Annotated in this window: 9 protein-coding genes and 1 pseudogene; 6 read left to right on the top strand and 4 right to left on the bottom strand. The window is 40.0% G+C overall.

Annotated features, from left to right (window positions below; translation table 11 throughout):
• Positions 1-99: 99 nt before the first annotated feature.
• The gene (locus ISP07_RS20670) at positions 100-5,430 is read left to right on the top strand and encodes a S8 family serine peptidase (protein ID WP_209327133.1); all 5,331 of its coding nucleotides are present in this window, start codon (positions 100-102) and stop codon (positions 5,428-5,430) included.
• 316 nt (positions 5,431-5,746) lie between these two features.
• Positions 5,747-6,589: a MipA/OmpV family protein gene (locus ISP07_RS06370; protein ID WP_138599612.1), complete on the top strand. Its 843-nt coding sequence runs from the start codon at positions 5,747-5,749 to the stop codon at positions 6,587-6,589.
• On the opposite strand, the gene ISP07_RS06365 is transcribed toward ISP07_RS06370, so the two are convergent.
• Genes ISP07_RS06365 through ISP07_RS06355 form a run of 3 tightly spaced genes read right to left on the bottom strand, consistent with a single transcriptional unit; the run spans position 6,573 to position 8,844 of the window.
• A complete protein-coding gene (locus ISP07_RS06365) occupies positions 6,573-7,763 on the bottom strand; it encodes an ATP-binding protein (protein ID WP_209327132.1) in 1,191 nt (396 codons plus the stop codon). The genes ISP07_RS06370 and ISP07_RS06365 overlap by 17 nt on opposite strands.
• On the bottom strand, positions 7,760-8,452 hold the full coding sequence (locus tag ISP07_RS06360) for a response regulator transcription factor (protein WP_082389161.1): 693 nt from the start codon (positions 8,450-8,452) through the stop codon (positions 7,760-7,762). The genes ISP07_RS06365 and ISP07_RS06360 overlap by 4 nt, the downstream gene beginning before the upstream one ends.
• Positions 8,449-8,844: a DUF3019 domain-containing protein gene (locus tag ISP07_RS06355; RefSeq protein ID WP_054551209.1), complete on the bottom strand. Its 396-nt coding sequence runs from the start codon at positions 8,842-8,844 to the stop codon at positions 8,449-8,451. The genes ISP07_RS06360 and ISP07_RS06355 overlap by 4 nt, the downstream gene beginning before the upstream one ends.
• 522 nt (positions 8,845-9,366) lie before the next feature.
• On the opposite strand from ISP07_RS06355, the gene ISP07_RS06350 reads away from it, so the two are divergent.
• The 3 genes from ISP07_RS06350 (at position 9,367) to ISP07_RS06340 (ending at position 12,415) form a co-directional block, all read left to right on the top strand.
• Positions 9,367-10,068 (top strand): DUF3581 domain-containing protein, encoded by a 702-nt coding sequence (locus tag ISP07_RS06350; protein ID WP_054551210.1) that lies wholly within the window; start codon positions 9,367-9,369, stop codon positions 10,066-10,068.
• A 95-nt stretch (positions 10,069-10,163) separates the two neighbouring features.
• The gene (locus ISP07_RS06345) at positions 10,164-11,405 is read left to right on the top strand and encodes a DEAD/DEAH box helicase (RefSeq protein WP_209327131.1); all 1,242 of its coding nucleotides are present in this window, start codon (positions 10,164-10,166) and stop codon (positions 11,403-11,405) included.
• Positions 11,406-11,446: 41 nt separating this feature from the next.
• Positions 11,447-12,415, top strand: coding sequence for a sensor domain-containing diguanylate cyclase (locus ISP07_RS06340; protein WP_138616342.1), 969 nt, complete (start codon positions 11,447-11,449; stop codon positions 12,413-12,415).
• On the opposite strand, the gene ISP07_RS06335 is transcribed toward ISP07_RS06340, so the two are convergent.
• On the bottom strand, positions 12,412-13,368 hold the full coding sequence (locus ISP07_RS06335) for a methylenetetrahydrofolate reductase (RefSeq protein WP_209327130.1): 957 nt from the start codon (positions 13,366-13,368) through the stop codon (positions 12,412-12,414). The genes ISP07_RS06340 and ISP07_RS06335 overlap by 4 nt on opposite strands.
• A 247-nt stretch (positions 13,369-13,615) precedes the next feature.
• Here ISP07_RS06335 and ISP07_RS06330 point away from each other — a divergent pair.
• A pseudogene (locus ISP07_RS06330) lies at positions 13,616-14,803 on the top strand (M16 family metallopeptidase); the annotation flags it as partial.
• Positions 14,804-14,880 lie beyond the last annotated feature (77 nt).

The raw sequence follows: 14,880 nt of genomic DNA, 5'->3' as shown, positions 1-14,880 counted from the left end.
TTTTGATTCTCCCTGTGGTTATATTGTTACTACAAGCGTTGAAATGGAAATTCAAAAAGCTTGAATAACTATTCAAACTAACTATCCAGGGGATACTTTATGAAAGTCAAAACACTTTCGATCGCTGTTGCTGCAGCTCTCTATAGTGCTAGTGCTGCACATGCAGTCGGTGTTGAGAACAATCAAGTTAAGCACCAATTAAAAGCACCAAATATTACATTTGAAGAAGTGAAAGCATTTTCCAAAGAGTTCGAGCAAGGTAACTCTTCAAGCATGCTACAAAACGATGGTTTAAATGTTCAATTAAATAGCCAAGCAAGCAAATTTAAACAAGAAGGTCTGGGTGGCGAACATATTTATATTATTCGTTTACGTGATAACTCTGTTGCTCTTGAAGCTAGAGACTTAACTTCGTCTTTATCAAAATCTATGCAAGCTCAAGGTATTACCAAAGTTTTTGAAAAAGGTCAGGCTGCAATTTCAGCCGTTACAGAATATCAAAACAAGCTTTATTCGAAACAACGTGCTGTTATGCAAAACGTAACGGCAGTTACAGGGCGTACAGAGATGCGCCGTCAATTCACTAAAGCGCTAAATGGTTTCTCTGTAAAAATGACAGAGCAAGAGGCATTACAGGTCGCTTCGCTTGGCTCTGTTGTATCAGTAATGCGTTCTAAAAATTATGATTTACTTTCAGATGAAGGCCCTAAGCACATCGGTGCTGATCAAATTTGGGATGGAACAAGTGTTCCAAGTGGGATCAAGGGCAAAGGTGAAGGCCAAATCATAGGTATTATTGATACAGGTATTAACTCAGATCACCCGTCATTTGCAGCTGTGGGTGCTGATGGTTATGAGCATGAAAACCCATTTGGTGCGGGCGTTTATGTTGGCGACTGTGTTGAAGAGCCAGAAGAGATTCAATGTAATAACAAACTAATTGGTGTACGTTCTTACGATGTGATCACAGATTCGTTTGATGCCATGATCCCAGGCTGGCCAGCGATTGGTGAAGATTATCAAGGTCATGGTTCGCATGTTGCGTCAACTGCGGCAGGTAACGTAGTCAAAGACGTTCCATATATGCTACCTAGTTTTGGTGAAAATACTGATGGCAATATCTTGAAAGAGGGTTTATTCCCTGAAATCTCAGGTGTTGCACCGCATGCAAATATTATTTCTTATCAAGTATGTTACCCATCAAGTGAAGAATATGCAGGTTGTCCTGGTGAAGCGTTAGTTGCTGGTATTGAAGATGCAATTTCTGATGGGGTTGATGTAATCAACTTCTCAATTGGTGGAGCCGATTCAAACGTTTGGGCCGATCCAGTACAACTTGCATTCTTAGCAGCGCGTGAAGCGGGCATCAACGTTGCCGCGGCAGCAGGTAACAGCGGTCAGGGGTGTGGCGCAGCAGAATGTTTTGGCTATTTAGATAACTCGTCGCCGTGGCTTGCGCAAGTTGCAGCAACAACACATGGCCGTACTGTTGTCGTTGAAACTGCTGTTGAATATGCGGGCTTTGCTGATGAAACGATGGGTTCTGAAGTACCAAGTTGGTCAGATATGGGGTTAGTTGGCGGTGCCATTAATAGCGAAGAAATTACCGGCGTTGTTGTCTGGGCTAAAGACTATGAAGACGTCAATGGCTTTAAAGACTCTGATGGATACTGTACTGCCGATTATCCTGAAAATACGTTTAATTTCTACAAAGATGGGACAGAAATAGCTGGTGCGGCTGATGGCAGCACGAATGTTATTGTAATCTGTCAACGTCACTCAGCTACAGATACAGCTGCCAATGCCCGTACCGCAAAAGTAGATCATGTAAAAGCCGGTGGCGCTGATGGTTTCATTATGTTCAACCGTGACAGTGATCAAGCTACAGTACCTGAGGCTTACTCATTACCAGGCGTTCATTTTACCTATGATCAATGGAATGGTGTGTGGCCCGATGACGGTTTAGAAGATTGGGTTGATAGCACATCAGAGAAAGGTCATATGATCACTATTAAGCCAACAGTGATTGAGCGCCGTGTTGATGCTGAAGATGCTGATTGGTTAGCAACCTTCTCATCGCGTGGTCCATCTTATTCGAATGTTGAAGTACTAGCTCCAACACTTGCAGCTCCTGGTGTTGATATTTATGCGGCATACTCTGATGAGCATCCTTTTGTGGCACCACATGGTCAAGATTATGCAGCGATTAGCGGCACGTCTATGGCATCACCTCATGTTGCCGGTGCAATGGCATTACTGCGTCAGATTCATCCTGAGTGGAGTGCAGCCGAGATTCAATCTGCACTATCAATGACTGCCGAAAACGTAGTTAAGTACCATCGTTTAAACAGTGAAAATGATGTTGTTGCTGATGCTAAAATTTACCGTGCTGGTGCAGGTCGAATCAATGTTGCATTAGCAGCTGAAGCTGGTTTTGTTATGGACGAAACAGCCGACAACTTCTTAGCGGCTGATCCATATAATGGCGGTACACCTCACAAACTTAACTTACCAAATTTGGTTAACTTTTCTTGTGCACCAGAGTGTCAATGGGTTCGAACTATCAAAGCAACAGAAGATGGAACCTGGACTGTAAGCCATGAAGATGTTGAAAACTGGGCATTTGATGTTAATTCACAAACCGCTCAAAATGGTGTGAATATTGATATCTTCCCGAAAACTTTCTCACTGAAAAAAGGTGAAACGCAAACAATCATTGTTAAAGCATCAATCATGGATACCCAAGATTGGTTTAGTAACTCAGAAGTTGAGCTTCATACCAACCTTGTGTTCCAAGCTGAAGAAGCTGGTATCCCAGATGCACATTGGCCAGTAGCGTTTAAATATGATCGCGGTAATTTACCATCTTCATTAGAAACAACTGCTCATTCAAATGTAGGCACTTATGTTGCTAAAGGTATTGTATTACCGAGTGTTGAAGCACCTGTTGCACGCGCATATGAGCCGGTTAAAGCAGATATCACGACAGTAACTTTGCCAAAAGATGATGAGCGTACTTTCCCGTGGGCCATGAATCGAACAGAAGAAGTTGATGCTAGTGATATTCTAGATGAAGCAACATTTACTAAGTTTGTAACAGTGCCTGCGAACACAAAACGTTTTATTGCTGAAACTGTTGGTGTTGAATCTGAGCTAGAAGGTACCTTGAATGTGGGTAACCCAATTATCTATGTAGGTAAAGATTATAACGGTGATGGTATTGTTCAGCCACAAGACGAGATCTTATGTGTATCTAACCATTTAATTTATAAAAACTTCTGTAATATCAACAACCCTGAAGAAGGTGAGTACTGGGTTGTAGTTTATAATACGAATAAATCGTCTGTTGATGCTGTTGAAGAAACCTTTGAACTTGCTACAGCGGTTGTGTCTGATCAAGTAGCTTCTGGTGTGACAGCCAGCCTTCCTAGCAGTGATGGCCAAAACACAGTTGAAATGACTGTTAATTGGGATATGGAATTTGATTCAGACAGCGTTTACTACTCTTTGCTTGATGTGGGCACATCGGCCGTAAATCATGGCAACCTAGGCTCTATTCCATTTAAGCTTAACCGTGGCAATGATGTTGCTCATCTTGATGCGCCATATACTAGTGCAAAAGTGGGCGATATGGTGCCTTACACATTTGAAGTATTAGCGAATAACTCAGGTATAGATCGTGAGTTCTCACTAGAACTTGATATTCCTGCTGGTCTTGATATCAAAGCAGAAAATGTAATGGTTTCAACAGCATCTGAAATCAACGTTGAAATTGCTGATGGTAAAGTTATTGTAACGGGCACACAAGCGGATACCCGAGATGTAGAGCCAGATTACATCGTCACTGATAACATCACTGATGAAATGTGTCGTACGCCTGATTTTGGTAACTCAAACCCAGGCGGTTATGTCGACTTATCTGAGTTTGGCATTATGCCTATGCTTTCAGGCTTCGATGAAAGTAATCTATATAATTCACGAAGTGGTTATTCGTTACCAATAGCAAGCTTTTACAATGGCGCATTTGACACATTCAGTCTCTATAACAATGCTGATAATACAAATATCCAAAACTCGATAATTCAAATTCGTGGTATGGGGACAGTGAATACAGGCGGTAGTCGTTACTTCTACCCAGTACACAACCCATTCCCTTATGAGTCATTCCCTTATGAGAATATGGGGCCATTGTGGCGTGGCTGGGAGTTTGCAGAGAGCGGCTTATTACGTTCAGTAATGTCTGTGGGTTTATCGTCTAACGAAGGGATCTCACTTGCAAGTACAGCAACAGGTTGGGGTATTATTGAGTGGGATAACGCGTCAGATTACGACAACCCTGTTTATGATCGTGAAACGGGCCAATACACTTACACTAAACGTGATAACTCATTTGACTTCCAAGTGCTGTTTAATGCCAATACGCGTTTTGGTAAAGGTGAGCATGAAATTTATTATGCATACGACAACCTAGATTTTGGGTCAACTCGTCCAGCAGGCAGTATTGGTTTGCAAGGTTTCCGTGGTGCGCAATATCAGTATGGCCCACTTGAAGGTTATCGAGGTATCCAAATTGCCTACAATAATTTAGACGAAGTGATCAGTGATGGTTATGTTGTTTGTATGGATTATGTTGGCCCTGAGTCGTCACAATTTGAAGTAACAGCATGGGCTGAAGTAATGCCATCTGCGGTAGGTCAAACACTTGAAGTTGAAGCGAAAGCGACGATGTCTGGTTTAAATGACATGACTTCAACTGCAACATTAGCAATCCCAAGTAATATTACAGTGATTGCTCTTGAAGACATGGTTACCACAGAAGAAACACCTGTCAGCTTTAGTGTTCAGCACATTGATGAAAAGAACTCGAAGAATGAAATCTCGGTAATTTCTGATGATGTAAGCTACGAAGTTGATGGCGATACAGTAACTATTACACCAAATGAAAACTTCTCTGGTGAGACAGAAGTCACTGTAATGGTGTCTGATATTGAATACCCATCAGACGCAGCAAGCACAACCTTTATGTTAACAGTCGAGGCAGTAAACGACGCACCTGTTGTGGTTGTTGAAGCAAGTTCTCAGCAAGTCACTGAAGGCAGCGTTATTACCCTAGATGCCTCAGCATCTCATGATTTAGATAACGATGAGTTAACTTTCTCATGGCAAGGCCCAGGTACTATTGAAAGTCCAACATCAGCAATCACTGAAGTATCAGGTCTAACGGCTGGTGAGCATCAGTTTACCGTATTGGTAAGTGATGGAATTGAAGCGATGGAACTAGGAGTTGCTGTGACAGTAACGGCTGAAGAAACAACGGTCGTTCCTGAAGAAGAAGCGCAATCAAGCTCTGGCTCAAGCGGCTCTTTAGCATGGATAACAGTGTTATTAGCTGGTTTTGCTGGTCTTCGTCGCCGTATGAAACGAGACTAAACACTCCCTAAGTGTGTTATGTAGCAAAGGGCCTTCGGGCCCTTTTTTGTCATTGAGTAAATTAAATAATGGAATTTAATAACTAAAACTGAAAACCTATGTAGCAAAATGTACAAGCTATTTAATATTTCTTTCAGTATGTTAGTTTGACGATAGTAGATAAAATAAGTCATTTTACTGCGTTGTGTGGCAAAAAAATTATACAAAAATGTATGCAAACGCTATGATCGCCCCAGCACAGAAAGGGCTAAAAGAGTTTTAGTTTATTAAGTTAGTATAGTAGTCGTTTATTACGGCATTAAGGTGAGTTACGTTAATGAAAAGGTTGTTTGGTTCAATGTGTTGCTTAGCTGCATCAACTGCATTTGCGCAGGATGATGTTAAGCAGCCGCAATTGATTAAAAAGTCTACTTTTCATGCAAGCGTTACGCTAGGCTACGGTGGTATTGAAAACCCAGTACTTGATGCCGATGATGTTATTTCGCCAATTCTGCCAAGCTTGGCTTATTATGGTGATAGCTGGTATTTCGATGATTTTTCTATTGGTTACAGCTTATTTGAATCTGAGAAATTTTATATTGATTTACTGGGGCGCTTTAATGATGATGGCTTTTTCTTTGAGTTAGATGGGGTAGATAAACTCTACGCGACAGGTGTGGTTCGTTCTAGTTCAGGTCGACCTACAATTCCAAGTGCTTCACCAATTAACTTAACACCGATAGAGCGCAACCTTTCTTATATGGCTGGCTTTTCATCAGCTTTAAATATTTATGACGACATTTGGTTGAGTGCGGCATACGTGCACGATATAACCAATGTTCATAATGGCTATGAAATATTATTCAATGGCTACCAAGCATTTACACTGTTTTCCGGTATTGCTGGCATTGAGGCTGGTATAAACTACAAAAATGAAGAGTTAATTGACTATTACTACACGGTTAGTCCCACAGAGAGCAAAACTCGCTTATTAAGTTATAATTTAGAAAGTGCCACCAATTACTATTTAAAAGTAAGCTACGAGTATCCGATCAGTGATAATTTTAGTGTTGATTTCAAACTAAAGCACACTTGGCTTGATAGCAATTTAGCTAACTCACATATGATTAATAAAAATGGCTATTTCTCAGGTTTTACTGGTATTACATACCATTTTTAGGCCAACTGATTGAGATTTGAGCGCCGCCCGTTTCGAGGTTATTGGCTAAACCAATTTTACCGCCATGCCAGCTAGCAATACGATGCACTATATAAAGTCCTAATCCATAACCACTCGCCAATTTATCTCCTTCACCTTGTTTGAATGGTTCAATTAACGCATCAGCATTTATAGGCAAACCTGGTCCATCATCTGTGACGCTTATCAAGTAATTACCTGCTTTCTCTTCAGTGCTTATATAAATAGTGTTTTTTGCGTATTTTGTGGCGTTGATCAGTAAGTTTTGTACCGCGATTGCCATAAAGCTTGTTTCGCAAAAAGCAGCGTCAACCCCAAGAGTTGGAATAAATTTGAGTTCTTTGTATAAATCAAATTTAGCTATTTCCGTGTTGATCAGTTTAGTTAAGTTAACTTTCTCCTGATTAAACACACTTTGTTGATGCTCTAAACGAGCAAACGATAAATATTGTTCTAAGCGCAATTCAATCTCATCGATATCACGCTCTATTTGGCTACTTTCTAACGAATCTAGTTCTGCGATTGATAACGCAAATCGCATACGCGAGAGTGGGGTACGAATTTCATGAGAAATAATGCGGGATAAATCGCTATGAAGCTGCACAAATTTGTTGATACGCTCTGACATATCAGTAAAGGTGTTTGCAAGCGGTGCAATGGATGAATTTGGCTTTATATCGAGCTCTATTCGTTGCGGTTTTTTGCTGAAGCGGTAGGCTGCACGTTGCAATAAGCTCAAATCACGAAACACTGGGCGTATAAACAATAAAATCATCACACCAAGCAAAAAATAAAAGGCGAAAAAAGCAAACCAGTCAGTTTTTGCGTGTGAAATCAGGTTAATGGGGCCAACTTTTTGAATGCTACCATTACTGCCCTTGAGATATATAAATTGCTGATTATGCTCAGTGACACTGATAATACCGTCTTGATTAAACGTGTTGAGCAAAGAATCAGGCAATGCAATTTCACTTATGCTTAGGCTACTGATCCGCGAGTCTTTTTGCTCTGCTATTTGCGTGAGTTCAGCAACACTAATTTGTACACTCGGCACATGCTTAGAAAAAAACTCATTATAAAGCTGACCGAACGCAAGAACTAAAGCAATTAAGCTTACTGTGATAATCAGGTAAAGCTTAAAAAATTGCTGCTTCATAGTTTTGAAATATCCAAACTGTAGCCTTTGCCTCGCACCGATTTAATATCCAACGAATTTTTGTGGCTGCTTATCGTATCTTTGAGTTTTTTACGTAATCGGCTCACTTTTAAATCTATAGCGCGGTCTAGTCCGTCATACTCACGGCCAATGACATGTTTAAACAGCACTTCGCGAGAGACTGGCTGTGGCATATTCTTCGCTAGATAGGCGATAATATCAAATTCACTCTCGTTTAGGTTCAGAGCAGTATTATGAAAGTAGATATCACGCTTTTTACTGTCTATGCGTAAACAGTCGCTGTGATCTGAAAAGTTATCTTGGTTTACAGTGTGGGCGATGATTGTTTTAATTTTCGCTAATAATAGCTCAGGTTTAATGGGCTTTATTAAGTAGTCGTAAGCACCTAAGTTTAGGCCTTTAATTTGTGATTGCACTGAGTCTAAAGCTGTTAAAAAAATAACAGGACAGGTGTATTTTTCTTTTAGTTGTGAAATTAATTCAAAACCATTGCCATCAGGTAACATCACATCACAGATAATCAATGAGGGAATAAAGGTAATTTCACTACTACGGTAATCTTCAGCTGTATTAAATACATCAATGGTATAGCCGTGTTTTAATAAAAATGTTTGAATTAAATTGGCTAGTTTCACATCATCTTCAATTAAAAAAATATGCTGCATCATAAACTCCAGCCAAAGCGCCGCTTTATACGGTAATCTTTGGCTTCATAGCTAACTATTGAGAGACGCTGCTGTTTAACAACGTTGCTGCTCAAAGGGTTAATTAACTTAACGGTAAGAGGGTATTCTGTTTTGATTAAAAACTGTTTGGCTATTAATCCTGTTTGCGTGTAGCACTGAGTGTAATGAGGGCGTTGGGTTACTTCTAAACAAAGTTCTTCATAAGGAGCAACTCGAAAATGAACTTGCACATTAAACTCGCAGGCTTTTTGTTTTGCTTCTGTCACACAGACTGTTGGTGAAACTTTAAAAAAGACCTGTTCAGCTTTATCTTCAGCTTGAGAGTAACAGCAAAAACAAAAAAGCAGAGCCGCCCAGCTTAATCGGTTTATCATTTAACCAAGTCCCTGAGCGATTGGTCGTCTAAATTTCAAAGCAATATTTACCATTAAAAACAGATGAAACCATTCAAAATCATAGTGAGTATTCATTTATTTACCGCTTATTATCATTATTATTTATGCAGTCTATATGAGTTATTTCATGATAAAAAAGCGCGCTTATCATACCTCATTTATTTCATTAGCTACAAATTGCCTTACATTAAAGCTTGTGTTTCAGAGTTTTTTGTAGTGCCTCGTTCAGATCTTTATTAGCTTGTTGTTTTAAAAGATAAAGTGAATTTATATTTGTTTTTATGTAATAATTTTTCACTATATAAATGCGCTATTAGTTTTTACTATTCACGCTTATTTGTTAATTGTTTCGTACAAATTGATACAATTTGGTGCGCGCTCTGAAAGTAATTAGACTTTCACAACGTTAATATAGAAAATGATACTCAACAGATTCGACCTCTGTGTGCTTTTTTTCTGATAGTATAGATAGGTTATAAGTAGTTTAAGCAGTGAACAAATATGTTAAGTCCTTATTATCAGCAGCATGCTGATTACGTTTCTATCTCACGCGAGCAAGGCTGTCGCTTTGCTAAGTTAGTGGCGGATGATTTCAATCCGTTACACGATAAAGATGCTAAAAAGTTTTGTGTGCCGGGCGATTTACTTTTTTCGCTGGTTTTAAACCGCTATGGTATTAGTGAAAAAATGGAGTTCACTTTTGCTGGTATGGTTGATGAAAATTCAAAGCTGACTTTTCCTGAAGGTGCTGATGAATTTGCTATCACCGATGGCGAAAAAGTGATGCTAAAAGTAAAGCGTGAAGGGGCTGTTAGCCAATGTCCTGAGTTAACAAATAGCTTAATAAAAAACTATGTTGAGTTTTCTGGTACTACCTTCCCACATGTCATCATTCCATTAATGGGCAAGCAAGATGTGATGATCAACCCAGCCCGCCCAATGGTGATTTACGAATCAATGTTGATTAACCTTGACCGCCTTGATATCAGTGCACCTGAATTAGAGTTTGCTGAGCCTGATTTTGAGTTTACTGGCAAACGCGGAAAAATTACGCTTCGCTTCAACCTGTTAGAAAATGGCGAAAAAGTAGGGTCGGGTGAAAAGCACATGCTTGTATCTGGCATTCGTGATTATTGCCAAACAACGGTTGATGACCTAATTAGTTTTTATAATCACCGTAAAGAGTCACTTAAACCAGCGTAATCTTTACAATTACGACAAAGGGCGCTTATTGCGCCTTTTTTGTTGCTGATGTTCCGCGTACAATAGCGTTTTTATAGCTAAATATACTTCAGACTATGTCAGTAGCGACCTTTTCAGAGTTAAATCTTGCACCTGCATTGCTAACAGCCTTGCAAGAAGAGAATTATCACACACCCACAGCAATTCAAGCGCAAACCATCCCACTTATTTTAGCGGGTGCAGATGTAATGGGCAGCGCACAAACTGGTACGGGTAAAACCGCTGCCTTTGTTTTACCACTACTGCACAATTTGTTATCTGCTGAAGTACTCCCTGATGCTGTTAAAGTCCTAATTTTAACGCCAACCCGAGAGCTCGCACAGCAAGTCTTTGCAAGTGTAGAGCGTTATGCTGCGCATACTGAAATAAAAGCGGCACTGGCTTATGGCGGCGCTAGTATTGGACCACAAATTAAAGCCATAAAAGGGGCGCAGGTTGTTGTTGCAACTCCGGGGCGTTTACTTGATCATCTGATCAAAGGCAGTATTAAACTTTCTAGTATTAACGCCTTGGTATTTGATGAAGCTGATCGCATGCTTGATATGGGGTTTATTGACGAGATAAAACGTATCTTGCGTCATGTGCCGAAAGAACGCCAAACCTTACTTTTTTCAGCCACATTTGATGACAGTATCTTTAAGCTTAGTAAGCAGTTACTAGATGATCCTAAACTAGTTGAAGTGAATAAACGCAACTCGGCAGCGGTTGAAGTTGAGCAACTAGTTTATGCGGTTGATGAAGACCGTAAACGTGAGCTGGTGTCACACATGATTGGCATGAAAAATTGGCAGCAAGTACTGATATTTACCCGAACTAAACAAACTGCTGATGTGCTTGCTAAAGAAATGTGTAAAGATGGCTTAAAAACCGAATCAATTCATGGTGATAAAAGCCAAGGGGCGCGAGATAAAGCATTACAAAACTTTAAATCTGGTGTAACTCGGGTATTAGTCGCGACTGATGTGGCCGCTCGCGGCCTTGATATTGCCTCTTTAAAATATGTCATTAACTATGAGCTACCTTATGTGGCTGAAGATTATGTGCATCGAATAGGTCGTACAGGTCGTGCTGGCGAAAAAGGGTTAGCGTTGTCGCTAGTTAGCATTGATGAACAATGGTTATTAGATGAAATAGACATTTTACTGGGCACCAGACTTACTCCTCAGTGGTTACCTGGGTATGAGCCTGATTTAACGAAAGAACCTAAAAACATAAGCAAAAACACTAATAAAGCTCGTCGCTCGCGAGATAAAAAGCGTATTTTGGGTCAAAAAAGTATGAGACACCGTAAAAAGTGACGTATATTTATACTATCCACTGACTAAAATAAGTGTGTAGTATGTTAGAAGTTAATAAATGGTCATTTTGTCAGCCTGACAACCAGTTTTCTTTGCAAAAATGGCAAAAAACAGTCGATTTAATGACCGAGTTATTCTCAGCGCCTGCAGGCTTTATTGTTCATAAGACAGATGAAGCATACCGCATAATTGTTTCTAGCGAACAACGAGAAAACCCTTACCATGCTGGAATCGAGTTAGCCATTGACGACAATATCTTTTGCAAAAAGGTATTAAAAGATATGGCTCCTTTATACATTCCACAAGTTAGTCTAGATAATCAATGGGATGATTGTCCACTTACTGTCGATGGCGTTGAATCCTATTTAGGTGTGCCTATAACTTGGCCGAACGGGGAACCGTTTGGTACTTTTTGTGTAATGGATTTTAAGAAAACTGATTATCAGCATAGTCTTTTAGAACTCATCGAACAGCTTAGGGATATGGTGGAAGATGATTTAGCTCTACTTGATAATTTCACCCAAATGCGTGAAATTGCGATGCTAGACCCCCTCACAAATATTTATAATCGCCGCGCACTCAATTTACTTTGCCAACATAAATTAAATCTTGCCGCCCGGTTGGGCTTTAATATCTGTTGTTTGTTTATCGATATAGATAACTTTAAACCACTCAATGATAAGCATGGTCACGAAGTAGGAGATAAAGCACTGATATGTCTGGCTGATACATTGAAGCAATATCTACGAGAGGCTGATATTATTGGCCGCTTAGGAGGAGATGAATTTATTGCGGTTCTGCAAGTGAAAAGTAACGACTGTATCGAAGCGATTAGCTACAAACTTAATGAAGCGTTTAAAGAAAACCTTAAACATATGGCAATACCTGAACTTAATTTGAGTATAGGCTCAGGTATTGTAGCTCAACCTAAAGAAACATTTGCTGAGCTATTAAAGCGGGCTGATGAAGATATGTATGAGAAAAAGCAAGCCTCTAAACTTGCCCGCTAAGCTATTTGCTTTTCAGCTAGGTTTAATTCCATGGTTGCTTTAAGTAAACGGTAAAGGTTAATTGACGCATCAATTTCTTCTTTACGGTTGGTTAAGCTCTCAATATTTAAACCTAGCGGTAAATCTAAATGCGCACAGCTTTGTAAAATTAAATCGAGATTCTCACGGCAAATACGCACTGATTCACTCAATGTATTTGCAGAATCTAACATGCGGTATTTGGTAGCCTCAGGTACCGAAATACCTAGCCACTCCATAAATTCTAAGGTTTTTTCACCACCACAAGGGGTAAACGTTAGAATAATGCGTTTTGGTGTTGTGCCTTGTGCTTTACAGCTACGGGCATAGCTGGTGATCAAATCAATCGTAGCTTGCGCATTGTAAACGGCTTGCGAGATGAAAAACTTACAACCTTGTGCTGTTTTTTCAACTAAGCGCTCATGTTCATTGCGTTTGCTAGCGTGACGTTCGGCAATGGTAACGCCACCTAAAAACACATCACTGCTTTGCTTTGCAAGCGATTTATATGCATCAGGAAGGCTTAGTTTGATATCGCCATGAGATGATGGACTACCCACTAACACTAAGTTTTTTAATTCGAAGTCGTTACGTGTTTCGTTTAACCACTCGGTAAATTCTGCTTCACCACGCTGGGCTACGCTCTTATATGTGATCACATCAAGTTGCGACAAGCTGCGCAGTAATTGGCTGTATTCACGTGGATCCACCGTTTCTTTAAATGGAAAAGGGCGTGGCTTTGCAATACGGCTACTCTCATCTTGAATGTCGTAAATAATCACGCCATCGTATTCAATTTCGTGTAAACGACCAAGTAGCTTCTGAGCAATGGTCTCAAGCTGTGCTTTATCAGTACTTGACTTTGGTGGTGTGGTACCAATTAGGTAGACGCCTTGATTGGTGTCTTCAATTTTCTCTTGTAATGATAAAGCCATAATCCTCATTCCAGCTCGTGCTAATGTCTATGACAAATAATATAGCAGCCATTTAGACGTCTAGATAGATTTTTTTCTTGAAAGTTTTTCAATGACTATGAATTTTACTCAAGTTTAAAGCTGAGCGTTTCGCAAAATTGACACACCTGTTTACATAAATTATTGCGCTGACCCTCATATTTTCTGGCGCTTTGATGCATAATCAAGCAGCAATGATTATGAGAAAAATAACTAACAAGGGAACATTATGAAATTTAGATTATTAGCAACCAGTGTTGCTGTAACACTGGCGCTGAGTGGCTGCGCAAGTAACTCACAGTCAACTATGGTTAAAGAAGTCGAAATTGAGCAGCGAGTCAGCCAAGGTGATAACCGTGTATTTAGCCAAGATTACCTATTAGAAGAGCTTGAAAACGGCCTTCGCGTGATGGTCGTTAAAACGGATTACCCAGATGTTGTGTCACTGCAAATTCCGGTATCGGTTGGTTCACGAAATGAAGTTGAAGCAGGTAAAACCGGTTTTGCCCACTTCTTTGAGCATATGATGTTTAAAGGCTCTGAAAAATTCCCGCAAGATGTGTATTCAGATATTTTAAAGAACTCGGGTGTTGATAATCGCGCGTATACGACCAACGATTACACGAACTATCACTTAAACTTCTCAAAAGAGCACTTAGATAAAGTACTTGAAATCGAAGCTGATATTTTCCAAAACCTGACATACAGCGAAGAGCAGTTCCGCACCGAAGCGCTGACTGTAAAAGGTGAGTATTTAAAGAATAATGCTAGCCCAATTCGTAAGTTACTTTCTGCAGTTCGTAACGAAGCATTCGAAAAGCATACGTATAAGCACACTACAATGGGCTTTTTCGAAGACATTGAAGCAATGCCTGATCAAATGGCGTACGGTAAAGAGTTTTTCGCTAAATTTTATAAACCAGAATATGTATCTTTAGTCATTGTTGGTGATGTTGATCCACAAGAAACCATGGCGATGGTGAAAAAGCATTGGGGTAACTGGAAAAAAGGCGATTACCAAGCAGACATTCCTGTTGAGCCGAAGCAAAAAACAGCAAAATATGTACATGAGAAAAATGATGGTTTACCAGGCCACTGGTTGCTTGTGTCATACAAAGGCACGGCATGGGATCCTACTCAAAAGGACCGTGCAGCTCTTGATTTGATCTCACAGCTTTATTTCTCTAACAACTCAGCACTTTATCAAGATCTTGTAGTTGATAAACAAATTGCCAGCCAAATGTTTACCTATAACCCAGATACTAAAGATCCAGGTTTATTACATGTTTTTGTAAAAGTAGAGAACGAAGCGGACCTTGCTAAAGCCCGTGATGCGATTAACCGTACTTATGCACAAGCACGTACTGAGCTTGTTGATGCACAAAAGTTAGCGGATTTAAAATCAAACCTAAAATACTAATGCCTGTCAGTTAAGAGCTGACAGGCATTTTTTTGGGCTTTCGTTCAGGGTACCGACTGGGCCTCTTTTTCACA

This window comes from Pseudoalteromonas sp. PA2MD11, from assembly GCF_017808125.1.
Classification (GTDB): Bacteria; Pseudomonadota; Gammaproteobacteria; order Enterobacterales; family Alteromonadaceae; genus Pseudoalteromonas; species Pseudoalteromonas simplex.
This window is presented reverse-complemented; position numbering and strand designations above follow the sequence as displayed.

What these genes read in the sequence shown, in the direction of transcription:
- ISP07_RS06335 (WP_209327130.1), bottom strand. Translation starts at nt 13,368, where the DNA reads ATGGCTTTATCATTACAAGAGAAAATTGAAGACACCAATCAAGGCGTC.
- ISP07_RS06355 (WP_054551209.1), bottom strand. Translation starts at nt 8,844, where the DNA reads ATGATAAACCGATTAAGCTGGGCGGCTCTGCTTTTTTGTTTTTGCTGT.
- ISP07_RS06370 (WP_138599612.1), top strand. Translation starts at nt 5,747, where the DNA reads ATGAAAAGGTTGTTTGGTTCAATGTGTTGCTTAGCTGCATCAACTGCA.
- ISP07_RS06360 (WP_082389161.1), bottom strand. Translation starts at nt 8,452, where the DNA reads ATGATGCAGCATATTTTTTTAATTGAAGATGATGTGAAACTAGCCAAT.
- ISP07_RS20670 (WP_209327133.1), top strand. Translation starts at nt 100, where the DNA reads ATGAAAGTCAAAACACTTTCGATCGCTGTTGCTGCAGCTCTCTATAGT.
- ISP07_RS06350 (WP_054551210.1), top strand. Translation starts at nt 9,367, where the DNA reads ATGTTAAGTCCTTATTATCAGCAGCATGCTGATTACGTTTCTATCTCA.
- ISP07_RS06340 (WP_138616342.1), top strand. Translation starts at nt 11,447, where the DNA reads ATGTTAGAAGTTAATAAATGGTCATTTTGTCAGCCTGACAACCAGTTT.
- ISP07_RS06345 (WP_209327131.1), top strand. Translation starts at nt 10,164, where the DNA reads ATGTCAGTAGCGACCTTTTCAGAGTTAAATCTTGCACCTGCATTGCTA.
- ISP07_RS06365 (WP_209327132.1), bottom strand. Translation starts at nt 7,763, where the DNA reads ATGAAGCAGCAATTTTTTAAGCTTTACCTGATTATCACAGTAAGCTTA.